Raw genomic sequence first — 25,495 nt, forward strand, 5'->3', positions numbered from 1 at the left:
ATTACTCCTCGCCTTCCTGCTTGCCGAAGCGGCGGCGCACAGCGGCGCATGCAGCAACCGCCGCGGCGACGATACCTGCAACCGCGCTTGCCATCAGGCCGTTAGCTGTCGCGTCGCCAGTCTTCCCCAAGCTAGACGACGCCTTGGTAGCCGTTGTCACGCCAGCCTTCGTCGCAGTGGTCGGACCAGTAACGGTGGTAGTCGGCGTCGTTGCAGAGGGGGTATCGGTACCGTTCACACCCGGCTCGGTCTGGTCGGGAATCTCGCCGTCAAGCTTCTGAATCGAAGACGGGTCGTACTTCGCGAGCACGTCCTGCGTACCGCAGTCGGCCGCGATTTCTTCCATCACCGGGACAAACACCTGCAGCGGAATGAAGTGATCGGAGTCCTCCCGCGCCTGCTTCACGAACTTCACCGTCACGTGGTTAGGATACTGCTTGCCGTCCACGCCAGTCTGGTAGTCCACGACGGTGCCGGCAACCAGCGTGCCGTTGACCTTGGCTCCGCTGTAGGTGTAACCGTCGTCGTAGTAGGAAAGGCTGCCCAGGTAACCGTTGGTGGTGCCGGACTTCACGCTCCCGAAATCGAGGGTAATCCAGTACTCGCCGTTCTCGTCGACCGTCAGCTTCGCCTTGTGGTTGATAGCCACGTCGGACATCGACTTGTCGGTGCGGTTCATCTTGTACATGTCGATGGTGATGCTGTACGTGCCGGCAGGCAGGTTCGAGAAGTCGAGCGTGCTTTCCGCGGGTTTATCGGCGGAGGCTTTGAACGTGTTCACAGCATTGGTCAGCGCTTCCAGTGCGTAAGTTACATCGGTTTGCGTGGCGTCAGCGTCGCTGTTAACCTTATCGGCCTTCGCGATGGCAGCTTGCAAAGCGTTCCAGGCGTCATCGGTCTTCTTGCCCTGCTCTAAAGCCTTGGCCTCGGAAATGGCGGAAGCGAGCCCCGTCTTGTCGACGACCACCGCATCAGGGGCTGCGTCGAACTCGTCGGTAGCCTTTTGCAACGCGGCCAAAGCAGCATCGACCTCGGGCTGCGTCACGCCATCCTTGGAAAGAACGGCGCGGGCAGCATCCACGGCTTCCTGAAGCTTCTCGTTCGCGGCATCGCCCTTCTTGCTAGTGGCAAGCGCATTCTCGGCAGAAGCGATGGCTGCCTGCAGCTCGGTCGCATCGACGGCGGCGTCTTCCTTCTTCTTAAGCGACGTCTTGTCGACCTTGGCCAGCACGTCCTGCTCGCCGCTGCCGGCGCTTATCGATTCCATCACCGGCACGAACACACGCAGCGGAACGAAGCCGTCGGCGTCATCGCGCGCGGTCTGCACGTACTTGACCCGCACCTTGTCCGGATACAGCCCGCTGAACAGCTTGTCGGCTGACCCGTCGGTGTTGAAAGCGTCGTACACGTCGGAGCCGTCGTCGTTCTTCTGCGTGGTGAGCACCGTGGCATCGGAAGTCGAGCCCTGAGGGTATCCGTACGAGTAGGTGTAGCCCTGGTCGTAGTACTTCAGCCAGCCCAGATAGCCGAACTGCCCCAGGTACTTCAGCCCCTGGAAATCAAAGGTCAAGTAATACTCGCCGCCCTTGACGGTCAGCTCGACCTCGTGGTTGATGGCCTGGTCGGACATGGACTTGCTCGCGCGGTCCATCTTGTACATGTCGACGTTCACCGTGTAAGTGCCGTCCGCCAGGTTGGCGAAGTCGAGGTCGCCCGCAGAAGGAGTCTCGGCGTTCGCCTCCTTGAACGTGGCGATGGCGGCGTTCAAGGCAACGGTCGCCTCGCTCACCTCGGCATCGGTGCCCAGGATCTGATCGCCAGCGAAACCGGTGGCCTTGTCATAGACCCCCTGAGCTGCGGTGATGGCGGTCTCAAGCGCTTCGAGGGATTCCGCCGTGCCCTTGCCCGCGTCCTTCAGCTTGCCGGCCTCGGTCAACGCATCGGAGAGCGACTTCACACTTGCCTTCGTTGCGGAGGCCTTGTAGGAATCCAGAACTGCGTCGAGCTCCTGCCTTGCACTGTCGACGGCTTCTTGACCGCAATTGCCGTCATCAGCGATCTTTTGTGCAGCGTCGATCTGCCCCTGAAGAAGGGCAGCGGCCTTATCCTGCATTGCGCTCGCATCGGCCAGAGCCTTCTTGGCCTCGGCGATAGAAGAAGTCAAAGCACTGAAATCGGCTTTGTTGGTTTGGCTGCTCAAGTACAGGGCGATTCCGTCCTCAACGGTCTTGGTATGCTCGTCAACCTCGGATTGCGGACGCGCAAGGGCCTCGTTGACGTAGTAGATGTAATTCGTCTCGCGCATCAGCTCGAACGTGGTCCACGCCAAGTCTGTCTTGTTCTCATCCTTTTGAACGGCTTCTGCCTTCTTCAACGCGGCATAGAGCTTCGTATCGTCGGTTGTGTAGGTCGTGCTCTGCTCGAAGAAACCGTGGTCCGAGGAGCTGAGCTTCGTCAGCTTCGCCGAGTACTTCTCGTTCTCGTGCTTTACGCCATTACCGTCGGTGTAGGTCACCCAGTAATACAACTGAGCCGGATCGTTAACGCCTTCAAGCATCCATTTTCCGGTGCCGGGCGTGTAGTTTCCTACGTAACCGCCCACCTTCACCGCGTCCTTCGCGGTCGACTCATCGTCGCTGGTATTCCATTTAATAGCACTGACCAAGCACGACTTCACTTCTTCATTCGCGTTGGAACCAACGTTGTCGTGGGTATCGACCTCCATGGAGAAGGTTCCGTCTTGCTGCAGCGAATACGACGGGCCATACACATAGAATGGGCTTTCGGCACCAATGGGGGCAGCTGCTCCGTTTGCATCGATCAGCTCCTCGTACAGATTGGAGTACTGCTTCCCAACCTCCAAGCCATACGTTCGGGAAGTCGCATCGGGAGCGGCGTTGTAGGTTTCCATGGCAGCGTTCAAATCGGCCGTGGCCTTATCGACCTCGGCTTGGCTCTTCTCGGAACTGCTTGTCTTCTGGACCTTCGTTGCAGATGCGACGGCATCCTGCAAAGCAGCCCAAGCCTCATCGCTCTTCTCGCCGTACTCGATTGCCTTGGCGGTTTGCAAGGCCGCATACAGATAGCCCTGATCAAGCTGGTTATCGCGCAAGCTGAAATTGCCCTTGCTCAGGTACTTGTAGTCGACCGTGAACGGAACGTTCTCATGAAGAGTTCCCTCGGAATCCGTGTAGGTAACCCACATGTACAGCTTGTTCAATTCCGGAACGTTCAAACGAGCAGTCATGGCGCTGGACATCCATGCGGTCTCGGCTTTGGAAAGGTCGTTTTCGGTCGAATACTTCACCGTTGTCGGCTTTTCAGTAGCGAGGAACCAAATATTCAGGTCGTAAGTGCCGTCTTCGGTGAAACGGTAGTCCGACATGGAGAACAGGCCCTGAGACGACATGTCGCTTTTCGCGGTGTAGCCGCCATACACGCCGTACCATTTACCCACTTCAAGCTCGTAGGAATTGACGGCCTCCTTCTTGTTGAACTCATCGACCGCAGCCTGCAGGTCCGATACCGCAGCGTCGAGCTTTTCCTGCGTGTTCCCGTCGGTGGTATCCATATCAAGAACCGTTTGAGCAGCAGTAATGGCGTCTTGCAGCGCATTCCATTTCTCGTCGGAATGATCACCTTGCTGCAGCGCCTTAGCAGATTGAATTTCAGCGTACAGCGGAGCATAGTCCACCTTCGTGCCCTTTGCCGCAACGCACCAAACCGCCTTGTCCAAAACCACATCCAGATACTTTCCGAACTTCGCGTCCGCCTTAAGGGGCGTGCAGTAGATGACGTCAGACTTCTGCTCGCCAGATGACGTGGTGTAATGGACGGTCAGCTCAACCTGCTGGGTCAAATCGTCAAGACCGAGCTTCCAAAGGCCGTAATGAATGTTGTTGCCAACCGAACGATCGCAGGTCAGCACGGCGGACTGAGAAACGTTGCCGACTTTATACTCGATAGCAGTGACCTGGGGATACTTGTCGCGCAAGTTCGATTGGGTGTTGTAGTTGTTCCTGAATGTGACGTAGTACTTGGAATCTCCGTCCGTTGACAGACCGAACGTGCTCAAGCAATCGGTACCGGACAGAGGGTTCGAAGACAGCTTGTTGCCCGATGCATCGACGAATTCGGCATCGCGCTGATACATCTCGCCTTGGACGATCTTGCCCTCAAACGGGTCAACGTAATCCGCGGAATCCTGGAAAGTTTCAATCGCCGACTTCAAGGTTTCCGTGGCGGTGTTCACCGAAGGCTGCTTTTTGTTATTGCTGTCCAGCACCGTTTGCGCGGCGGTAATAGCCTGCTGCAAAGCGGCGTACGCTTCCGCAGTCTTTTTGCCCTGCTCGACGGACTTCGCATCCTGAATCGCCAGATACAACGGCGAGTAATTCGTATCCGACGACTTCATGTAGCCGCTTCCGGAAAGAGCGCTGAGTAAGCTCGTGACCAGCGTCGCGCCTTCTTTTGCCGGCTGCAAATACACAGTCTGGGTTTTCGCCTGACCATCAATCGTGTAGGACAGATTCAGCTGAATCTTCTCGTTCAGGTTGTCGGTATACACCACCCATTCCGTCTGACGGCTGTTCTCCGACCCCTTTTGGCGATCGCACACCTTAACCGCTTGTTTGACAGAGCCATCGGAGGCGACATATGCGACGGAGTCCGCAACAGGATCGGTTGCCGGAGTTGCCGTATTATAGGGATCCTCAATGGTCACAGCATATTTGCCATCAGCGTTGTCCACAGTCTCAAACGTGGTCCAAAAACCGTTCAGCACATTGGGCTCGCCATCGGAGGACTTGAAATCGCTGCCATCGGCGTTATAGAGCAGCTGGGCTGTCTTGTAGCGAACGCCCTGCTCAAGCTTGCCCTCGTAGGGGTCATTCGAGGAAACATCCGCCGAATCCTGGAAGGTTTTTACGGCAGCGTCGAGCGCGGTGGTGGCGTTGTTCACATCATCTTGGGTGGCGGAGGCGTTGTCGTAGACACCTTGGGCAGTTGCGATGGCCGCCTCAAGAGCACTCCATGCGTCATCGCTTTTAGACCCCTGCTCGGTGGCGTTGGCCACATCGAGAGATTTCTTCAACTCGCTTTTATCCGCGGAAAGGTAGTTCGTCGACAGAGTGTCCCAATCCAGCTGCACATAGCAGTTCTGGTCGCCAGCACCCGTCATGATGGCCTCCATGACCGGCACGAACACATGCACTGGCTGATAGCCGTCCTCGAGAGCGCTGCCCGAGATCTTGATCTGCACGTCCTTCGGGTACACGTTGTTTCCGACAAACGAAGACGACGACGGGTCGTTGTAGCTGTCGTAGACAGGCGTCCCGTCTTCGTTGACATAGCGCGAGCACCTTGGCGTCGACCTGCGTGCCCTTGATGTACGGCGTAGTCGTGTAGTCCTCAAAGTAGGACAGGTTCGCCAGATAGCCGACGAAGTGCGTGCTCCCGAGCATACGGTCAAGCGGCACCCAACGCATGGTCAACCAGTACTCGCCGTTCACCACGTCAAGCGTCATCTGATGCCAATAGTCATCGCCCACCACATTGCCCACGGCGCCGTTGGCCATGGACACCTGCTTTCTGTTGGCGTTCATCATCTTGATGTTCACGCTATACTGACCATCGGGCAGGTTCGCATGGTCAAGGGATGCTGCCGTATCGTCGGCGGTTGTAGCCAAGGTCTGAACCGCAGAGCTCGTTCCCTCTTCAGCCACGGATTGCGCATACAGTTCGTCCGCCTGGTCAATGGCGTCTTGGTTCTGAGAAACCTCGCCCTGGTTCTGCGTCATGGCTTGGTTCACTTCGTCCATGAACGACGCAAACGCCGCCGAAGGCACCATGCTTGCAGCCAGCGTTGCCGCCAAAACTACATTTGTGGCACGACGCGGCAGGGCCGCCACCAGGGGATCCTTGCGCGAAAGGCTCGCTCTCGCGGCTCCCTTATCGTTCGGTTGCGAATTATTTTCCATCCCACTTCCTTTCCTCGCCATTTCCACATTAGGGCTGTTACCTCTCGAGAAACTTGGGACGGCTTTTCGACTGACGGTGAGCTTCCTCATTGTTTTTGACAAACCGTCGGCAGCCTGTCGGCTAAGCTCGGCCACAAGTTACATATGGGTAACTCTAAGTGCACCGAGCCACTGTAACCCTTCACTAACTTTTAAACTATCGATTTGCTTCCTTTTTAAGTTAGTTCATGAAAACTTCATAAAGTTAGCTGCAGGAAACTGTTATGGCGTCTTGACTCAGGATCTTACAATTGGGATATTACTAAGGCTTCTAACTGAAGTCGACTGCATTTTGGCGAAATGATAACCTTCTTGCGCTTGTCGCTATACCTGTCCCCTTTGAGGGATAGCCTCACTTTTCCTTATGAGAGGAGAATGCGCTCGCTTGCGTCGGCGATGGCCGAGGCCAACAAGCGCTCGTCGGCGCCGCGCGCTTCAGCAAGTAACGACATCGTGCGCTCGAGGCGCGGGGAGACGTCTTGGGGAATCGCCATAGGGGTCGGCTTGCTCGGGAAGTCAGTCTCAATGAGCAGGCGCTCTTCGGGAATGGCGCGCGCATAGGCACGGCCGCGCTTCGTTTTGAGCATGCGCTCGTTCACGGAGAAGAGGCATCCCGCCTCGATTGCGCGGTTCAGCTCCTCTTGCGAGCCAGAGAACCAGTGGAAGATGCAGATGCAAGCATCGAGACACCCCGTGCGCTCGAGCACATCGAGCGTACACATCGCTGCCGCCGATGAGTGGATGGACATAATGCGTCGCGGGAATTCCGCGGATGAGCTTGCGGTGCACCGCCCCGCGGCCTTCCCATCCCCAAACGGGCGAGCGGCAGCAAGGCATACGCGCTCGAACGCCGCGATCTGCGCATCGCGCGTCTCCGCTCGCCGCGGCTGGAAGTCGAGCCCCACCTCCGAGATCAGGGGCGCGGTGGGAGCCAAGCGCTCGAACAGCGCGATTTCCCCTTCCCCGCAGGTGCCATCGGCAACCCACCACGGATGAAGCCCCAAGCCAACCCGCACGCGCGGGGCGCAGGGGGCGAGCATCGTGCGCACCCGTTCGAAATCCCGCGGATCGCAGGTTCCCGAAAGCGCGCCGCCACATGCGGCATACGCAGCGGCAAGTTCCGCCGCATTGCCCGCAAAGTCCAGGTGGCAGTGCGCGTCGATGAGCGGGATCCCCTCCATCATAGCGATCGCCCGCCGTTTTCCAAACCCATAAGCGAGCAGATCACATAGCCCGCAATCATTTGTCCCATGATGGGAGGCATCCAGGAAGTAGTGCCGAGCGGAAGCTTCCGGCGACGCTCACCGGGCGCCTGCTCGGGCTCGGGCAGGCGCTGGGTGCCCAAAAGCTCGCGCGCCGAGGGCTCATCGGAGTACAGGATGGTCCAGCGCTTGATGCCGAGCTTGCGCGCCTCTTTGCGCAAGATGCGGCAAAGTCCGCAATCATGCGTATCGTAGATGTTCGCAAACGAAAGGCGCTCGGGAAAGAAACGATCCGCAGCGCCCGCCGAGCACACGAGCGGAAGACCCCGCTCCTCGCACAGCTTCGCGAGGGCGATTTTCGCCGAGACCGTGTCGATTGCGTCGATCACGAAGTCGACGTCGCTGTGCGCATCGAGGAAGGCGGGCAGGTTCTCGGTCAGGACGAACTCGTCGACCGTTTCCACCTGAGCTTCGGGGTTGATCGCGCGCACCATCTCGCGCGCAACGTCCGTCTTGCGTCGACCGATGGTGCTCTCCCAAGCAACCGCCTGGCGGTTCACGTTCGAGGGCTGCACAACGTCACAATCGACCAGCACAAACGATCCGATACCGCCGCGCGCGAGGGGCTCAAGGCAGTTCGAGCCGACACCGCCCAAACCGAAGAGGAGCACTTTCTTGCCAGCAAGAAGCTCGACGCCGTCCTGGCCGAACACGATGGAGAGCCTTCCCCATCGATCCTCGAGAGGGGATGTTCGCGCAACGAGCGGGCGCCCATCAGGTGCGGGGGTTGTGTTCGGTTCGGCGTTTTCAGCCATGAGTGCGTTCCTTCCGGTGGACTTTGGCGAATTAGGGGGGCGGGGGCGTGGCTTGCCCTCAAAAGCGCACCATAGATAGGTGTTCGCAACGCCTCGTGGAGCAGTAGGGCAAGTTCGTGGTCAACTGAGCGAGATATGCGCACTCGTTCGCTTCTTTCAAATGGGTGGGAGTCGAGAATTGTCTCAGTTACACCCCAGATTTTGGTAATGTGGGGTGTAACTACAGAGGGAATGTCACTTTAGCGAGTCACCAACAACGCACAACTCTTTCTTTTGACCACGAAGGAGGCGTCTTGCTACTCGACGACCTTCGCTTCGTATCCCGCATCGACGATAGCGTCGACAAGCACCTGGTCGGCCACGTCGGCAGAGAGCTTCGCCGTCGCGCTGTTGGAGTCAAGGTCGACCACGGCCTCTTCCACACCCTCGACGCCCTCAAGCGCCTTCTTCACGTGGGCGACGCAATGCTGGCACATCATTCCTTCAACGGACAGCTTCTTTTCCATGGTGATCTCCTTCGGTTTCACGGTTTGTACTCTTTCACTATGACCAGCGGAAACAGGCGAACCATCGCCGTCTTCCGCAGAGGGCTCGTCCATCGTGGGCACACCCGCCTCGCTTGCGAGCGTAGCCTCGGGCGCGGCGTCGGGTGCAGCCTCGGGTTCCAGCGCCGATGCCGCCTCGCCGAACACCACAGGCTTCCAGCCGCGAAGGCGAAGCGCGTTCGACACCACGCACACCGAGCTGCACGACATTGCCGCCGCGGCGATCATGGGGTTTAACGTTACGCCCGCGAACGAGAGCGCGCCCGCCGCCACGGGGATGCAAATCACATTGTAAATGAGCGCCCAAAACAGGTTCTGCTTGATATTGCGCATGGTCGCGCGCGAAAGCGAGATCGCCGCAGGCACATCTGCCAGGTCGCTTTTCATGAGCACGATGTCGGCGCTGTCGATGGCGATGTCGGTGCCCGCGCCGATCGCGATGCCGACATCGGCGCGCGCGAGGGCGGGAGCGTCGTTCACGCCGTCGCCCACCATGGCAACTGTCCCCTGTTTTTGCAGGTCGCGAATAACTTTTTCCTTACCCTGAGGCAGCACGCCAGCGATGACGTCGTCTGCACCGACGCGCTTCTGGATAGCGTGCGCCGTGCGCTCGTTGTCACCGGTAAGCATGACAGTGCGGATGCCCATGCGAGAAAGCTCGGCGAGCGCCGAAGCGCTTCGAGGCTTGGGCTCATCCGCCAGCGCGATAAGGCCCGCGAGCGCACCGTCGACCGCGAAGAAGAGCACCGTCTTGCCCTCGTCGGCAAGGCGCTGCGCCTCTCCTTCCGCCCCTGCGATGTCGATGCAGCCCTCCCCCATGAGCCGCGCGTTACCGGCGAGGCACGCACGCCCCGCAACCTGACCGCGAAGTCCGCCGCCAGGGACTTGCTCGAAGGCCTCGACCTCCTCGGCTGTGACGCCGTGCGCCTCAGCGTATACCACGATAGCCTGGGCCAACGGGTGCTCCGAGCGCTTCTCGAGGGAGTACGCAAGGGAAAGGAAAGTGGCTGCCGCATCATTGCAATTCAGCTCGTCGATGGCTCCGGCTGCGCTCACAAAGCGAGTTCCGCACGAGCCGAACAGTCCAGTGGACTGCTCGTGCGAGCCAGGACTGCTGAGCGACTGAGCGCCGCCGAAGCCATCTGCCATGCTCGGGGCTCCACCGACACGACCTGCGGCGTCCGAAGCGAGCGCCGAGGCTCCTTCAGCCACCAGCACCTCGCACACCTCCGGCGCGCCCTTCGTGATGGTCCCCGTCTTGTCGAGCACGACCGTCTTCACATCGTGCGCGGTCTGCAGCGCCTCGGCCGACTTCACGAGAATGCCGTTCGCGGCGCCGCGTCCCGTCCCCACCATGATGGCGGTCGGAGTGGCAAGGCCCAGAGCGCAGGGGCATGAGATGACGAGCACGCTGATCGCGTGGGAAAGCGCGGTCGCCACGCCCGCACCGACGAACAACCAAATGACGAAGGTGAGAAGCGCGGTCGCGATGACCACGGGCACGAACACTCCCGAGATTTTGTCGGCGAGCTTTTCGATAGGGGCCTTAGAGCTTGTTGCCTCATCGACCATGCGCACGATCCCTGCGAGCACGGTGTCGGCGCCCACGCGCTCGGCGCGCATGGCAAACCATCCCGTGCGGTTCACCGTCGCACCCGTAACCGCAGCTCCCACGCCCTTTTCCACCGGCACGCTCTCGCCCGTGATGACGGACTCATCGACCGTGCCCGCGCCTTCGATCACCACTCCGTCGACAGGCACGCTCGCGCCGGCGCGAACGATGAGGATATCTCCCGGGCGCACCTGCTCGGCGGGAACCTCTTCCTCGACGCCATTGGCGTTGCGGCGGATCGCCGTCTTAGGCGACAGGTCCATGAGCTGCGCAATCGCGTCGGTGGTCTTCCCCTTCGCGCGCGCCTCGAAGTACTTGCCAAGCGTGATCAGCGTGAGGATCATCGCCGCCGACTCAAAGTACAAATCCATCGCCGCCATGTGCGCGAAATCGATGTCGCCGTGGCCCATCCCCCAGCCGATGCGGTAGATCGCGACGATGCCGTAGACCGTCGACGCCGTCGAGCCGAGCGCGATGAGCGAGTCCATGTTCGGCGAGCCGTGGAAGAGCGTCTTGAAGCCCACGCGGAAGAACTTGAAGTTCACGAAGATCACGGGCAGCAAGAGCAGGAACTGGGTAAACGCGAACGTAAGCATGTTCTCATGGCCCAGGAAAAAAGCGGGCAAGGGCCATCCGAACATGTGGCCCATGGATAAGTAGAACAAGGGGATGGTGAACACGAACGACACGATGAGCCGCATGCGCACGTGCGCCGCCTCCTTTGCGGCGGCGTTTTCCCGCGCGGCGGACGGGGAGGCAGGACTGCTCGGGGCACCTGCGACTGCGCCAGCCTCGACTCGGGGCACGGCTCCGTAGCCCGCCTTCTCGACCGCCGCGCTGATCGCGGTGAGCGTGGCGGGATTGCCGTCGTATTCCACCTCCATCGAGTTCTTTAGCAGGTTCACCACAGCGTGCTCGACGCCGGCGACGCCCGAGGTCGTCTTCTCGACGCGGGCTGAGCAAGCGGCGCACGTCATACCCGAAACGTCGAAGGTTTGCTTTTGCGTCATCTTCTACCTCGCAAACTTCTTGATGAGCTGCATCGCCTCGTCGATGATGGCGGTGTTGCCCGCCTCGATTTGCTCGACGACGCAGGTTTCCAGGTGGTTTTGCAGAAGGATGGCGGAAATGGAATGCACGGCGGACTCCGCGGCGGCGAGCTGCGTTAGGACGTCCCCGCAGTAGCGGTTGTCGTCAATCATGGCTTTCACGCCGTTGAGCTGGCCGATTGCCCGGTTGAGGCGCTTCTGCAGGTCACGCTGGAACTCCTCGGAGCGCGGCGTTGCCTTATGGTGGCAGCAGCAGTTTTGCGCACGCGCGCCCTTGCTTTCGCATGCGGCGTGCTCACGATCAGCCGAGACCTTGTCCGCATCCTCTACCGTGCATTTGCCGTTAGCCTTCGCCATCGCAACCTTTCCTTTCTTTCACATACCCCCTGGAGGTATCTTTCAGTCGGCATTATATACCCTCTAGGGGTATATGCAAGGGAATACACGCAAAGTGGCGAAACCAAGCGAGGAACAGCGGGGGACGCGCCGACATCAATACATGCCGAAAACATTCCAGAGCATCACGTTCATGATCACCATGAGCACAAGCGTCGCGAACATAAAGTATAGCGAGATACGGTACACCGATACGGTTTCTGCGCCCTCGCCCGCCGCCGCGACAGCCCCGCGCGAGCCTACGGCAGAGAATTGCGTCGTCCAATCTTTCGTGAGGCGCTTTTCACTCTTGACCTGCAGAAGCGCAAGGAACACAATCGCGCCCGCCAGTGCGAAGAACAACCCGAAATCGCACACGTAGCGCATGAGGATGCCCGCACCTTGCAAATCGAAGATGCACAGCGCGAACGCCACACACACAAGCGCCACGAACAGCGGCATGAGGCGCTGTTCCTTTAAGTGAGCGCGCACGCGGCCGATGGCGATCCCCAAAATGGCCAGCGTCATCGGGTACAGGAAGAAGTAGCCGCCGAACATGGGCTCGTAGATTGTGATGCCCTGGTACGCCGGGTCGAGGTAGGCCTGCCGCAGGAACGGGAATTGGCTACCGAACACGGGCGGCTGGAAGAGGTATGCGTAGAGCCCGAACGGGATGCGGTCGAGGTGGAACCCTCGATGGGTCATATCGTTCGTGGTGAGGTTGTAGTTCGCGCCGAAGTCGAACGGCGAGCCGAATCGCGCGGCGTTGTAAGCCAGCACCGCAACGGCGACCAGCACAAACGGCACCATCGCCACCTTGAAGACGCCCATGACATTACGTCTGGCCCCGCGATCGCCCTTCGAGTCGCGCAAAAACGGCCAGAAAAGGACGAGGCCGAACACCGCGGAGAGCACCATCTGCGGTCGGGAAGCCATGGTGAGCGCGATGAGCAGCGCGCCGAGCACGATCTTCCCCCGCTCGATATAGCCGCGCGAGGTGCCCGAAACCCACAGCCCCAGGCCCCACGAAACGAGCGCGAGCGACATCGCCTCGGGCATGAAGTACATCGACGGCGTGCGCGCGAGGATAATGCCGCCGCCCGCGATGAACAGCATCACGTCGAGCACCACGAGCACCCCGATTGACGTGCGCGGGAACCAGCGGCGGCACACCGCCGAGAGCAGGTACATAAGCCCTGCCGCATAGACGCAATCGCAGATGGCGACGCCGAGCCACGTCGGAAAGCCCGTGTGCGTCACGAGCAGCCACGGCACGTAGAACACAAGGCACGGCAGGATGCCGAAGTAAACGTAATACTTCCCGTGGAAGTACGCATGGTCCCAAAGATAAGGCACGCCCTGCGCCGCGCGCGCCTGCGTATCGTAGGGGTTCGCCATCGCCTGCAGCGCGTCGGAAGGCACGTCGTTCAGGAACAAATGCCCCTGCGTGAGCGCGACGGCGAGCTTTTGGTACTGAAACTGGTTCTCGTAGGACGGCGTTTGCGTCAAGGACACGTAGTGCGAGTTTGACAGCACGAGCGCAAGCACGACCACGCACTGCACGGCGACGAGTGCGACGATAAGGATACGGTGGCTCGTCAGGCGCGAGTCGCGAACGCGGCTGTAGAGGCCCGACGCAGGGCGCAGCGCGAAGAGCACGAGCAGGATGGCCAGCACCGACGCTGCACGCAGCGGGTCAAAATCGAACGGAACCTTCTGATTGAGCGAGATGCCCGACACCTGAACTGCGCCGATGTCCGCGAGGTTCGTCATGTTCACCTTGATGGAATGGCACTTGCCAGCGGGATCGAGCGAGATGTAGGTAGTCGCGGGGTCGGCGGGGTCGACCGACACGGCCGGGTTCGCGTAGTAGTTCGCGTTGCCCTCGTCGGCGAGCGAGATGACGACCTGGATCTTGCTGTCGGTCGCCTTCGCGGCACCGGCGGCATCGGAGAGCACCGGCGTGAAGTGGATGGAGCGCACGGTGGAGTTGAGCCCCGTGATCTCAAACGAGCTCGACGAGGAATCGAGCGTAATCGTGCCCACTTGCGAGGGCTGCGCGCCATTGACGAGATAGCTTCCCGCATCGGGATAGGTCATGGAGTAGAAGAACTGGAAGTTGTAGCCGAACACCTCGAGTGCAATCGCCAGCAGCACGCAGACGAGAACCCCTACGACATTGTGCGCCTTGCCGTGCGCACGAGCGAGCACGGGCTGAGGTTCGGGAGTTTGCAGGGGCGGCTGCGGGGATGCGGGCCGCGACGAGCGCGAGGGCGCCTTCCCCATAGGGGCAGCCGCACGACCTGCCGTTTTGCGGCTGTCGGCAGCACGCGTCTGCGGTAGCGTCTTGCCTGCGCCGCGCGAAGCGTGCTTGCCCGAGCCGCCGGAAGACGGCGAGCCGCCCCTTCCCGCAGGAGCAGCCGCACGAGGCGAGCCGCTGCGGGAGCTGGCCACGCGCGAGTTCGCATTACGAGAACCCGCTGCCCGCGGCCCTGCACCGCCCGCAGCAGCCGAGCGCGAGCGCGCACCCGACGATGGCATGCGCTTTTGTCCACCCGCGCCGCCGCGAGCGTGACTCGCCTTCCGATATTTTTGATTTTCGCGTGCGAACTGCTCGAACTCGGGCGTGGAATGGCCCGGCTCGAACGGATCGTATCCCTGATCGTTGTTAGCCATACCCCAAGTATAAGCGCGATGCCACGCGGCGCGCCCACTTCCACCGCGCCCCCACATCAAAATCGGCGCCGCGCGAGCAAGCTTCTTTCCCGAATTCGTGAAGTCGTGGACAATAAAGGCCGATATGTGTGCCTTTCGAAGGGGAAGGAGGAGATATGCGAACTCGCCTCACGCATTTTCCCAGTTCAGAAATTTCAACATAAAGTTTCCCTAGTGCAACTCCTCACATATCGGTGGTTTTTGTCCACGACGAGTCGATTTCGAGATAAGAGAGGAACGGGACCAAGACGATTTCCAGGCAACCGATGCCATGCGGCCGTTTTCGCAGCGGCGGCGAAGACGCGCCTGCCCCACCCAAACGCGCCTGCCCCGCCAAGACGCACCCGCCGCGCCTTTACAGGAAGATTGGCGCACGCGGCACGGCGACTTGCCTTCGCGTCCTTTAAACTGGGATTGCGAGAAGAGGGCGCGCGAACGTCCGCCGGCCGTGAGAGCTAGACGCGGAATCTCTCCGGCATGGTGAACCACACCACCCGTCCGATCACGCGCGGGAGGGGGTGTTCGCCGCTTCGGGTGAACTCGATCGGCTCGTATCCGGGAAGGTAGGAATCGGGCATGAGCGTTATGCGGTCTTCGGTGACGCTTGCACGCTTCACCGTGAAGTCGCCGCTCTCCGTCCCGAACACATACACGTGCCCATTGACCACCTCGGACTCGGGCACAACGAGCGCGAGGCAGCCGTTCGGCAGCACACGATTCATCGATTCGCCGGACACGCGCAGGAAAAACGCGTTCGGGTAACGCTCGTGCAGCGAATGCGGCACAGCGACGTATTCCTCGATAGGGAACGCGTCGCGCGGAGCTCCCGCAGCCACGCGCCCGAGCAATGGCGCTTGCTCAGGTTGCGAATCGCTCGAGCGGCGAAGAGACCGGCGAGCAAAACCGTTCTTCTCGCTGTTGATATCCTCAAGGGTGAGGCCGGGAAATTCGCTGAGCAGGATGAAGAGGTTGCTGCGACGAGGTTGCGAGCTGCCCGTCTCCCACGACGAAACCGTGGTCTGAGAAACTTGGAGGCGCTTCGCAAACTCGGTTTGGGTCAGCCCCGCATCAACGCGCACCGCCCTGATGTTGTTGCCGATCGCATTGTCCGTCGTATCGCCCACGCGCACCTCCCATTGCCGCAACAATGCTACCAAACTTGCATATTCCCTCGATTGACGAGGCCTTGTTACCCGTTAAACTTAATAGCGCCAAATTCACGGGAAGGGAGGCGGCGTGAAAAACTGGCTCACGCGCGCACGCGAGATATCGGGGCTAACGACACAGCAATGTGCGGACGCTATCGATTTGCCGATATCGGAATACGCCCAAGTGGAGCGCCACCCTGGCACGCTCACCTTAAACGAGCTCGCAGCCCTCGCCTGCGCGATGGGCTCTGCAGGCCAAGCCCTCATCGAAGGCGCGTTCGAGTCCCTTCGCGCATAGCAGCAAGGCAACAACCCGCAGGCGCCAAGCATGCTCTCGAAGCGCTCCGGAGCCACGACGCCAAACTCATAGGCGCCAAACCATCACATGCCCCGACGCAACCCCTCGCTCGTAGGCGCCAAATTATCCCACCAGTCGGCGCGCACACCTCGAAGCCAAGCCTCCAAGCCCACGCCCCGACAAGCGAGGCTCCCCGCACCCGAGCCATCCAATCGGCGCGCCCGCCGAAACAAATTCGTAACCTTCTATCGCGGCGGGCATCTTCGAAGCGGTTTCCAGCTACGATTACGGCATCCAGCTCGCAAGCTTTTACCTGCGCGAAAACTGACACGATCGAACCAGCGCGCATCGGCAGGGCAGGCGCCCGCGCGATGCGCGCTCGCGCAACAGAGGCGCTCGGCAAGCGCGGGCGCAACGCGAGCGACAGCGGGAGCGCATCCAGCAAAAGCGGCTCATCCCGCACAGCACGCCGCATTCCCATCGATTGCTTTCTAGAAAACGCCGCCCCAGACGAGGACGGCAGCGACGGCCCCCACCCACAGCACGGCCACGACGATGCGGACCGAACGCGGGGTGCGAAGGCTCGCCGCAGGAAGCAGCAGCATCGCAATCGCGCCGCCGATGGCACCACCCAGGTGGCCGCTGATCGAGATGTTCGGCACAAGCAGCGTGTAGATGACGTTCACCGCGATGATCGAGAGCATGCTCTTCGAGAAGTCGCGGAAGACCGCTCGGTTGCCGCGAACGAGGACGCACAGAAGCGCCACAGCTACGAACAGGCCGAACACGCTTGTCGAGGCACCGGCGGAAACAGACAGCCCGCCACCTTGCGCCATGTCGACCGCGTAGGAGCCAACATTGCCCGTGATGCCCGCGACGAAATAGAGCAAAAGGAAGTTCCCGCGCCCAAGCACGCGTTCCAAAAGCTCGCCCACGCTGTAGAGCGCGACCATGTTGAACAGAAGATGCATGAGGTCCATGTGTAAAAACATGGGCGCAACGAAGCGGTACAGGTCGGCAGGGCCTTGCACCATCGGGGCGTACATGGCTCCCATCTGGACCAATGTGAGAATCGAGATGTCCTGGCCCGTGCCCGAGATGAGCATCTCCGCCACGAAACACACCACGTTCACCGCAATCAGCGCAAGCGTCACCACACGCCCCGAGTTGCGCTCGAGAAAAGAAGGTTCCTCGTCGCGCATCATCTCGCGGAGCTGCTCGTCGGTAATGGGCGCAGGTCGCGTGCCCGCGGGAGATACCGGCGCCTGCTGCGCGTCAGGTGAGGTGATCGGATCGTCGGTCATTGCCGCTCCTTGTCGTGGAACCGTTGCGTGTTACGAACGTATGCTATCAGAAACCCGACGGTCTCCCAAAAGGTACACACCCACGACGACCATGGCGGCGAACGCGATCATCGCGAGCAAAATCACGTACGTAACAAGATAGGTTCCGAACGCTTCTGCCAAAAAGCCGGGGAGGAACGTGAAGATGAACCCGCCGAGCGCATAGCAGAGCTGGAAGTTCTTGATCGTCTTGGCCTCGCGCCCCTTCGGCGCGAGCTCGATCGACCAAACGGATATGCCCACCGTGCCGAGGGAGAGCCCGAGGCCGTAAAGGAACACGCCAACGCCCGCAAGCCCCACGTTCCCCATATCCGACAAACAGAGCAACAGCGTGCCGCCGATGAACAGGGCGAAAAAGAACATCGAGCCGCGCTTCGTCCCGACGCGGTCGAACACGACCCCGCTTGCGAGCTTGGCGACCGTAAGGCAGCCGCCGCACAGCGCCACGAGCGCCGCCGCACCCTCGGCGGAAAAGCCCTCCGAGGTGAACAGCACGGCCAGATAGCTCGTGCCGCCGACGGAGATGCAGCCGACGAACGTCATTGCGACCAGCACGAGCGGCGCGAGCTTCGCGGGGACGTTGCGGTTGCGACGAGCGGCGCGGGCGCGGCCGGGCTTGCCCGCCTTCTTCCCCTCGGGCGCTTCGTAAGGCTCAAGCCCCAGGTCGCGCGGATAGTTGCGCAGAAGCAAGAAGACGAGCACCCCGAGGACAAGCGCGAGGGCCGACTCGAAGAGGAACGCCGCGGAAAGCGAGTACGTGCCGATGAGCGCAACCGCCACGTTCGGCAAGATGACAGCAGCCACCCCCGACCCGACCGCCGCGATGCCCGCCACCGTGGCGACGTTCGAGCGGAACCAGCGGTTGATCAGCATCGTCGAGGCAATCATGCCGCCCAAGCCGTACCCGAGCCCCGTGAACACCGAGCCCGCGCACAGCCCGATGAAGCTTCCCGTGTTCTGCGAATAGAGAAAGAAGCCCGCGCAGACGCACAGCGATGCGAGAAACGCACCGATACGGCAGTTGAGCAGGTCATAATAGCGCCCGACCACGAGCATGCCAATCAGCGACACGAACGTACGTACCGAGATGATGATCGAGCCGCCGGTGTTGCCAACGCCAGGCAGATCGACCAGATAAGGCTGGAACACGGAAAACGAGGTGGAGGGCAGGCCGACGTTCGTGAACAGGATGAGGAAGCAACATGCCGCGATCACCTTCTCGTAGTGTCGCTTGATCGCACCCGTCGACATATCCTTGCGGCCTCCTCTCCTGAAAAAGGCGCCGCGCGGGCGCCTTCGTCGTCGAATCCTGCCCACCATGCTAGCACCTTGCACAGCACACGGGCATGTTTCGGCCAAGAAGCCCACGAACTGGGCAAATTTCCCCTTCTATTGCGTCGGAGAGTCCGACTTCTCGGCGACACCCGAGCAGCTGCGCGCGTACTTGAGATAGCCGACCACGCTGTAGTGATCCGCCTCGTCGTCTGCCGGGTATCCTGAGCCGCCGACAACGCCGAGGTAGCCGCCCTCGACCTTGCTGCCCTTCTCGTCCACCACCACCGCGTGCCAGTGGCCGTATTCGTGCTTCGGTTTGCGCAGCTGGCAGGCGAGCGTCAGCTTAGGCTCGCCCTCTTTGCGAAAGAACGCGCCGCCGCTGCGAACCTTCTCGAGGAGAGTACCGTCGAGCCAGAAGCAGATGAACGGCGCTTCGAACGCGTCCGTGAGCGAATCGGCCTCGTAGTTGTAGACGTAGCAGAACAGCGCGCGGTCGCGCGAGCAGGCGAGCAGGTCCACTTCGCTTTGCTTGAGCTTGAACTCCACCGTCGCGATCGCGCCGGGACGGTCGGCAGCCTCGCTCACGTTCGTCACCGCCGTTTTCACCTGGAAAAAGAACGTCTCGGGAGCCGTGCCGGGATGCTCGAGCTGCTGCTTGAGGTTGAGCGACACCACATCGATTCCCATGTCGGCGGGCGGGCGCAGCGCGTCGAGGCCGTTGCGGTACAGCGAGCTCATCAGCTGGTACTCGCCGGTATAGCCGTTGTAGAGCAGGTCGAAGAAGTCCTGTGCCACGTGTCTCTCCTCTGGTTTCGTTTTCCCTTTGGCCTCGGGCGGGGCTTGGGGTTGGGGCTTGGGCTTGGAGCTTTGCCCTGGGCCTTGAGACAATTGCACCAATTCTAGCGCTAACGTGCTGCGCCGTCTTCCACGGAATGAGCTCAGGCCGCCAAAAGCAGGAGGCGTGTCACAAAAGCCACCCCAACCTGCCAGAAATCGGGTGGTTTTCATCACCGAAGGTCGCTCGCAAAGCGCTGTCCGATTCCTGCGGCAAGCGAGTGCGGGCGGCACAGAAGCATAATGCCAGGTCAGCGAGACATGCCTCTCGATGGACCTCCCCTTCCCCCAAGCCCCGCCTTCCCGATATGATGAAAACTGCCCGAATTCTGGCAGGACCCCCTTTGAAAATGCGCGGCACAGCTTCGACCTTACGCAACATTTACCTGGCGGCCTCTTCCCATATTCCGTTTGTGGTATATCATCGACTAATTCGAAGACGAGCTCGGCCTTGAGGACCGAAGCCCGTACTGGAAGATGACCGCCGACTTCGGCAGAAGAAGCCTGCAGATGCACATCGACTGGGCCGAGCACTGCGCCGCCGAACTGAGGAGCGCGAAATGAGAATCCTGACAATCAACGGCAGCCCCAAGGGCGAGCGAAGCAATACCTGGCGTCTGACCAGCGCTTTCCTCCAAGGAATCACTGCCCAAGAAGAAGGTGCCCACGGGCAGGCGCCCGCAATCGAGACCCTGAGCGTCGGCGCGCTCGACATCAAGCCCTGCCGGGGTTGCTTCTCCTGCTGGAGCAAGACGCCGGGAAAATGCTGCATCCGCGACGACATGCAGGGTGTCATCGAGAAGATTTTGTGGGCCGACGTCGTTATCTGGAGCTTCCCGCTGTACTACTTCGGGCTGCCCGGCCCGCTGAAGAACCTGATTGATCGGCAGCTTCCCATGTCGCTCCCCTTCATGAGCGCGGAGGCGGAAAACGGCGGGCACCCGTCGCGCTATGACATGAGTGGCAAGCGCACGGTCGTGATTTCGACCTGCGGTTTCTACACCGCGAAGGGAAACTACGGCGGTGTAACCGACCTGTTCGACCGGCTTTGCGGAAAGGGCGGCTACACCGCGCTCTTCTGCGGGCAGGGCGAGCTTTTCCGCGTGGGCGAGCTGGCGGAGCGCACCGACGAGTACCTTTCCTGGGTCAGGAAGGCCGGAGAGGAGTTCGCGCGCGACGGCATCCGCGAGGAGACCCGCAGCAAGCTTGACCAGAACCTGTTCCCGCGCGACGTCTTCGAGGCGATGGCGGACGCGAGCTGGGGAGTCGGCAAGTCGGGCGAGAAGGAAGATCCCAGCCTGGTGTTCACGCGCCAGATGGCAGCCCTCTATCGCAGGCAGGCGTGGCCGGGGCGCGACGTCGTGCTCGACATGAACTACACCGACATCGGCAAGACCTACCGCATCGTCCTTGGCGAGCGCGGAAGCCATGTGGAGGAGAAACCCGTCGAGGGCTTTGCCTCGGATTGCACCACGCAGATCAACACCCCCTTGAGCGTTTGGCGCTCGATTGCCAGCGGCGAGATCGCCGGCGACGAAGCGCTCATGAGGCATTTGTACACGGTCGAGGGCGACTTCGACCTGATGATGCACTGGGATGAGTATTTCGGGGCCGCGAACGCAGGCACGGCGGGCGGCACGGGCAACATGGACGCGGGCACGGACGCGGACTCAGCGGGCAGCACGACAGCGCACGCCAAGAACGAGGCCGAGCCGAAAACCAACATGATGCTGCTCCTCATCCCCTGGATCGTCTTTTGGATCGCAGCCTCCATCGACGGCTTCTGGGGCAGTCTTGCCAGCGTGGCGGTATGCGCGCTGCTGCCCGTATTGATGCATCGAACGAAGGCCACCCTTTACGACCAGATCTCGGGCTTGGGGGTTGGCGCGTGCTCCGTCGCGCTTTTGGCAGGAGCCCCTCCCATCCTGGTGATTCCCGCATCGTATCTTCTGTTCGGGCTGATCTGGACGCTCTCCTGCTTCACGAAGGTGCCGCTGACCGCGCATTACTCGAAGAACAGCTACAACGGCGACGCGGCGCTGCGCAACCCGATCTTCATGAGGACGAACCGCATCCTGACCGCAGCGTGGGGAATCCTCTACCTGGTCACGCCCGTCTGGACGTACTACATCATGCAGACGGACGCCGCCAGCCTCGTCGGCGCGATCAACTCGGTCCTCCCCGCGCTGATGGGCGTCTTCACCGCATGGTTCCAAAAGTGGTACCCCCGCCACGTTGCCCGCGGATAGCGCATTATCGGGAAAAACACGCTAGAATGCTATCCCATGAGGAAAAGCAACCAACAGATCGAATTAGCGGAAAGCGATGAGGCCTGCGCCGCGTCGCTTCAGCGCGACGAGCGTGGGCTCGCCCTCGTCGGCGGCGGGATGGAGCTTCGCGGCGACTTCTCGCAGCTGCTCCCCCGCGTCCGGAAGGGCCGTCTTGCAAGCGAGCTCCTCGTCCGTGCGGCAAAGGTCCGCGGCTGCACCGAGCCGTGGGCGATCGACGCTACGGCAGGGCTTGGCGAGGACTCGTTTCTCCTGGCCGCTGCTGGGTTCCGCGTGCGCATGTACGAGTCGGACCCCACCATCGCGGCCCTCGTGCGCGACGCGCTCGCCCGTGCGCAGGCCGACCCTAAGCTCGCCGACATCGCGCGCCGCATGGAGCTCTTCGAGGAAGACAGCATCGAGGCCATGACCCATCTTGGGGACACGCCCGACGTGATCTATCTTGACCCCATGTTCCCCGAGCGCCGCAAGAGCGCCGCCGTGAAGAAGAAGTTCCAGCTCATCCACCATCTTGAAGCGCCCTGCCAAAACGAAGGGGCGCTCCTCGCCGCAGCCATTTCCGCCTCCCCGCGCAAAGTGGTCGTGAAGCGCCCTGCGAAAGGCCCGCATCTCGCGGGCGTGAAGCCGAGCCATTCGCTCGCCGGCAAAGCGGTGCGCTACGACGTCATCACCCCCGCGAGCATAAAGGTACCGCTCGCTTAACTTCACACCGCTTCTCCCTTGCGCAACCTCCCGCAGCGCGGTAGAAAGGAAATTCGGCGACTGCGCGCGGGCGTAATAACGCGAATGCGCGAGCGCGTCACTATCAAGCGATTGAGATATCTGGGGGATTTCGAATGTCGTCGCAAAACACTGTGGAGAAGAAGGCGAACCGCAACAGCATCGACATGCTGCATGGGCCGCTTGTGGGCAAGCTCTTCCTCTTCGCCATTCCGCTGGCCTTCTCGAGCATCTTCCAGCAGCTGTTCAACTCAACCGACGCCATCGTCGCCGGACGCCTCCTCGGCTCCACCGAGCTCGCCGCAATCGGCGGCGTATCGCCCTTGGTCGCGTTGTTCATCAGCTTTTTCGTAGGAGTCTCGATCGGCACGAACGCAACGATCGCCATACGGATCGGGCAAGGCGACCGCTCGAAAATCCGCGCCGCCGTGCACACCACCGCGGTGATCGCGATTGTCTCCGCCGTGTTGGTAACCGTGATCGGCATCGCCATCGCAGGCTTCCTCGTAGACAGCGTGGGGATCCCCGACGAAGCGCGCGCCGAATCGGTTAGCTACCTGCGAATCTATTTCGCCGGCGTCGCCTTTTTCCTCGTGTTCAATTTCGGCTCGGCAATCCTGCGCGCAAAGGGCGACACGCGGCGTCCGCTCTATGCGCTCGCCATCTCCGCGGTGGCGAACGCCGTGCTCGACATATTCGCCGTGTCAGTCCTTCACCTGGGCGCCGCGGGAGTCGCCGCCGCCACCGTTGCCGCCTACGCACTCGCCGCGGCGATCGTGATTGTGATGCTCATGCACGAAGAGGAAGACTTCCGCCTGAACGTGCGGGAGCTTCGCGTCGACCAGCGGGCCCTGCACCAGATTCTCTACATCGGCGTGCCCTCGGGTTTGCAGGGCGTCGTGTTCGCGGTATCGAACATCATCATTCAGACGTCGATCAACAGCTTCGGCACCGATGCGATCGCGGGCTCGACCGCTGCGCTCAACTTCGAGTACTACACCTACTTCATCATCAACGCGTTTTCTCAGGCCGCCATCACCTTTGTCGGGCAGAACTTCGCGGCAGGGAACCTTTCACGCTGCGACAAAATCGTCGCCTGGTCGATGGGCCTCTCCCTCGGGCTCTCCTTTGCGGTGTCGGTTGCGCTCGTCAGCCTGGGAAACACGGGCCTGAGCATCTTCACCACCGAGGCGGGCGCCCTCGTTTTCGCAACCACGAGGTTATGGCACGTCGAGCTGCTCGAATGCCTCCCCAGCACCTACGAGATAACGGCAGGCGCGCTGCGCGGCATGGGATGGTCAATCCTTCCGACAGTCGTCGTCATCATCGGGTCATGCGTGCTGCGCGTCATCTATGTCTTCACGCTGTTCCCGCTGCTCGGCAGCTTCGAGGCGCTGCTGAACATCTACCCTGTGACCTGGATCGTCACCGGCACCACGATGATCGCGCTCTACCTTTTCGCAAGGAAGCGCACCTACGCGAAGGAGCGCGCGAAGATCGCTGCGCGCAAGCAGAAGCAGGCAGCGCGTTCCAGCGCCGCCGCGTAACAGGGGAATAAACGCTGCAAAATGAATAAGCGGTTGCGCCCGAAAAGGGGGCGCAACCGCTCGAGCCTAGCGCCAGTGCACGCGAGCGCGCTCTTCGTTGCGGCGCGGGACCCCTTACCTATGCAAAGAGATCGAAGTTAGACCCAAAACCGGGACATGTCGGGGTGCAGGCAAACCCAAGACGGGCATGTGCCTACGCGAACATCATGAAAAGCTTCGCCAGAACGAAACCGATGACGCCGCATGCGGGGAACGTGATGATCCAAGCGAGCAGCATGTTCTTCGCGATACTCCAGTTCACGCGCTTAATCGATTTCGAAGCGCCCACGCCCATGATGGCGGACGTGTTGCAGTGGCTCGTGGAGACGGGCATGCCCGTCAGGCTCGCGAACAGAAGCGTGAACGTGGTCGAGAAGTTCGCGGCGACGCCCTGGTACTTCTCAAGCTTCACCATATCCATACCGACGGATTTGATGATGCGCTTGCCGCCGACGACGGTGCCGAGCGAGATGGCCGCCGAGCACACGACCATGATCCACATCGGGAAGCCGCTCGAATCGGGCGTCGAGCTGCCGAAGGACAAGGCCACGCCGAGCATGGCGATGGACATGAACTTCTGGCCGTCTTGCGCGCCGTGGAGAAACGACAGCGCGATAGCGCACAGGTCCTGGATGATGACGAACAGGCGGTTCGCGTAGATGCGGTTTACACTGCGGAAGAGCGCTTCGATGACCTTGGTGAACAACCAGCCCAAAATAAAGCCTGCGACCAGGGAAAACACCATACCGTAGATGACCTTCGCCCACTCGGCGGGAACCACGCCCGCCCAGCCGTTGAGCGCGATGGCGCCGCCGGTGATGCCGGCGATGAGCGAGTGCGACTTCGAGCACGGGATGCCGAAAATCCAGCAGATGATGCCCCATGCGATGGCGCCTATCATAGCTGCGACCAGGGCTAAAAGCGCGGCGTTCGTGTCTCCTGAAAAGTCGACCATCCCAAACATCGTCTTCGCGACAGCGGTGGAGATGAACGTCATGCCGACCAGGCCGACGAAGTTGAACACAGCCGCGAGGGCAATCGCAGTATTCGGCTTGAGGCAGCGCGTGGAAACGACCGTCGCGATGGCGTTCGGCGCGTCGGTGGCGCCGGAAACGGCGGTCACGCCGATGACGAGGATCAAAATCACGAACAGGATGGGCTGAGCCATCGCCTGGGTAAGAAAATCTACGAACGTAAGCGCCACGTGCAACCCCGTCTATGTTGTTGAACGCCCTTTCGGGAGTTCGTCTTGGTCCCGTGCGTGTCAATCACGAGGCATGCCGCCTCATGCAGACCGCATTTTACACAGCCTTAACAATGTAGAGCATGCCTGGGGACGCAAGGTTGCAATATCGGCAACGTGCATAAAACCTGCCGACGACGGAGACTCGCAGGCAAACCCTTGACACCGAGAACCACGGGGAGCGGGAACGTCTTGTGCGCGGTCGAGGGTCTTCCCCTTCGAAAAAACGAGCAAATAGGCCCCGTTTCTGTGCAGCAACTGCACAGCAAAAGAAATTGGCGGGTGCGGCACGTGGGTTGGGGGCATCGTGCCGCAGAGCCGCCTTAGGGTGTTCATCGTCGTGCGGTCTTGCGTTACGTCGTAATCGCTCAACGTTGCATTTCGCCGCTACCGCGAGGCTTCGCGCAGACGCTTTCCGCGCGGCCTCCCG

16 protein-coding genes and 1 pseudogene are annotated in these 25,495 nt (G+C 61.0%); 5 read left to right on the top strand and 12 right to left on the bottom strand.

Going from position 1 to position 25,495, the window contains the following annotated elements; all coding sequences use genetic code 11:
- Nucleotide 1: 1 nt before the first annotated feature.
- The 8 genes from ACMRQN_RS02790 to ACMRQN_RS02825 all read right to left on the bottom strand — a co-directional run bounded on the left by ACMRQN_RS02790 (nucleotide 2) and on the right by ACMRQN_RS02825 (nucleotide 15,487).
- On the bottom strand, nucleotides 2-5,191 hold the full coding sequence (locus ACMRQN_RS02790) for an NEAT domain-containing protein (RefSeq protein ID WP_418733751.1): 5,190 nt from the start codon (nucleotides 5,189-5,191) through the stop codon (nucleotides 2-4).
- Entirely contained in the window at nucleotides 5,100-5,978 is an 879-nt protein-coding gene (locus tag ACMRQN_RS02795) for a hypothetical protein (protein WP_418733725.1), read from the bottom strand. Before ACMRQN_RS02795 ends, ACMRQN_RS02790 begins: the two co-directional genes overlap by 92 nt.
- A 401-nt stretch (nucleotides 5,979-6,379) precedes the next feature.
- Entirely contained in the window at nucleotides 6,380-7,201 is an 822-nt protein-coding gene (locus tag ACMRQN_RS02800) for a TatD family hydrolase (RefSeq protein WP_418733726.1), read from the bottom strand.
- Nucleotides 7,198-8,034 (bottom strand): ThiF family adenylyltransferase, encoded by an 837-nt coding sequence (locus ACMRQN_RS02805; RefSeq protein WP_418733727.1) that lies wholly within the window; start codon nucleotides 8,032-8,034, stop codon nucleotides 7,198-7,200. The genes ACMRQN_RS02800 and ACMRQN_RS02805 overlap by 4 nt, the downstream gene beginning before the upstream one ends.
- 296 nt (nucleotides 8,035-8,330) lie before the next feature.
- Complete coding sequence (locus ACMRQN_RS02810; protein WP_418733728.1) at nucleotides 8,331-11,201, bottom strand: heavy metal translocating P-type ATPase; 2,871 nt, start codon at nucleotides 11,199-11,201, stop codon at nucleotides 8,331-8,333.
- Nucleotides 11,202-11,204: 3 nt separating this feature from the next.
- On the bottom strand, nucleotides 11,205-11,597 hold the full coding sequence (locus ACMRQN_RS02815) for a metal-sensing transcriptional repressor (RefSeq protein ID WP_418733729.1): 393 nt from the start codon (nucleotides 11,595-11,597) through the stop codon (nucleotides 11,205-11,207).
- Nucleotides 11,598-11,732: 135 nt separating this feature from the next.
- On the bottom strand, nucleotides 11,733-14,291 hold the full coding sequence (locus tag ACMRQN_RS02820; protein ID WP_418733730.1) for a hypothetical protein: 2,559 nt from the start codon (nucleotides 14,289-14,291) through the stop codon (nucleotides 11,733-11,735).
- A gap of 494 nt (nucleotides 14,292-14,785) precedes the next feature.
- Entirely contained in the window at nucleotides 14,786-15,487 is a 702-nt protein-coding gene (locus tag ACMRQN_RS02825) for a LexA family protein (protein WP_418733731.1), read from the bottom strand.
- Between the two features lie 79 nt (nucleotides 15,488-15,566).
- Here ACMRQN_RS02825 and ACMRQN_RS02830 point away from each other — a divergent pair, with 79 nt between their 5' ends.
- Nucleotides 15,567-15,776 carry a hypothetical protein gene (locus tag ACMRQN_RS02830; RefSeq protein ID WP_418733732.1) on the top strand — a complete coding sequence of 70 codons (210 nt, stop codon included), beginning with the start codon at nucleotides 15,567-15,569 and terminating at the stop codon, nucleotides 15,774-15,776.
- A gap of 491 nt (nucleotides 15,777-16,267) precedes the next feature.
- On the opposite strand, the gene ACMRQN_RS02835 is transcribed toward ACMRQN_RS02830, so the two are convergent.
- From ACMRQN_RS02835 to ACMRQN_RS02845, 3 genes are all read right to left on the bottom strand, one after another.
- Nucleotides 16,268-17,080: a rhomboid family intramembrane serine protease gene (locus ACMRQN_RS02835; protein WP_418733733.1), complete on the bottom strand. Its 813-nt coding sequence runs from the start codon at nucleotides 17,078-17,080 to the stop codon at nucleotides 16,268-16,270.
- Between the two features lie 30 nt (nucleotides 17,081-17,110).
- The gene (locus ACMRQN_RS02840; RefSeq protein ID WP_418733734.1) at nucleotides 17,111-18,370 is read right to left on the bottom strand and encodes an MFS transporter; all 1,260 of its coding nucleotides are present in this window, start codon (nucleotides 18,368-18,370) and stop codon (nucleotides 17,111-17,113) included.
- A gap of 138 nt (nucleotides 18,371-18,508) precedes the next feature.
- Entirely contained in the window at nucleotides 18,509-19,189 is a 681-nt protein-coding gene (locus ACMRQN_RS02845) for a hypothetical protein (protein ID WP_296059595.1), read from the bottom strand.
- Between the two features lie 507 nt (nucleotides 19,190-19,696).
- Between ACMRQN_RS02845 and ACMRQN_RS02850 the strand changes: the two are divergent.
- From ACMRQN_RS02850 to ACMRQN_RS02865, 4 genes and pseudogenes are all read left to right on the top strand, one after another.
- Nucleotides 19,697-19,792, top strand: a pseudogene (locus ACMRQN_RS02850) (hypothetical protein); the annotation flags it as partial.
- A complete protein-coding gene (locus ACMRQN_RS02855) occupies nucleotides 19,789-21,477 on the top strand; it encodes an NAD(P)H-dependent oxidoreductase (RefSeq protein ID WP_418733735.1) in 1,689 nt (562 codons plus the stop codon). The pseudogene ACMRQN_RS02850 and the gene ACMRQN_RS02855, both read left to right, overlap by 4 nt.
- 36 nt (nucleotides 21,478-21,513) lie before the next feature.
- On the top strand, nucleotides 21,514-22,218 hold the full coding sequence (locus ACMRQN_RS02860; protein WP_418733736.1) for a class I SAM-dependent methyltransferase: 705 nt from the start codon (nucleotides 21,514-21,516) through the stop codon (nucleotides 22,216-22,218).
- A gap of 134 nt (nucleotides 22,219-22,352) precedes the next feature.
- Nucleotides 22,353-23,783, top strand: coding sequence for an MATE family efflux transporter (locus ACMRQN_RS02865; protein ID WP_418733737.1), 1,431 nt, complete (start codon nucleotides 22,353-22,355; stop codon nucleotides 23,781-23,783).
- A 193-nt stretch (nucleotides 23,784-23,976) separates the two neighbouring features.
- Here ACMRQN_RS02865 and ACMRQN_RS02870 read toward each other — a convergent pair whose 3' ends face one another.
- Nucleotides 23,977-25,026 carry an inorganic phosphate transporter gene (locus tag ACMRQN_RS02870; protein WP_418733738.1) on the bottom strand — a complete coding sequence of 350 codons (1,050 nt, stop codon included), beginning with the start codon at nucleotides 25,024-25,026 and terminating at the stop codon, nucleotides 23,977-23,979.
- Nucleotides 25,027-25,495 lie beyond the last annotated feature (469 nt).

Origin of the sequence: Ellagibacter sp., assembly GCF_048412355.1 — a bacterium.
Lineage (GTDB): Bacteria > Actinomycetota > Coriobacteriia > Coriobacteriales > Eggerthellaceae > Ellagibacter.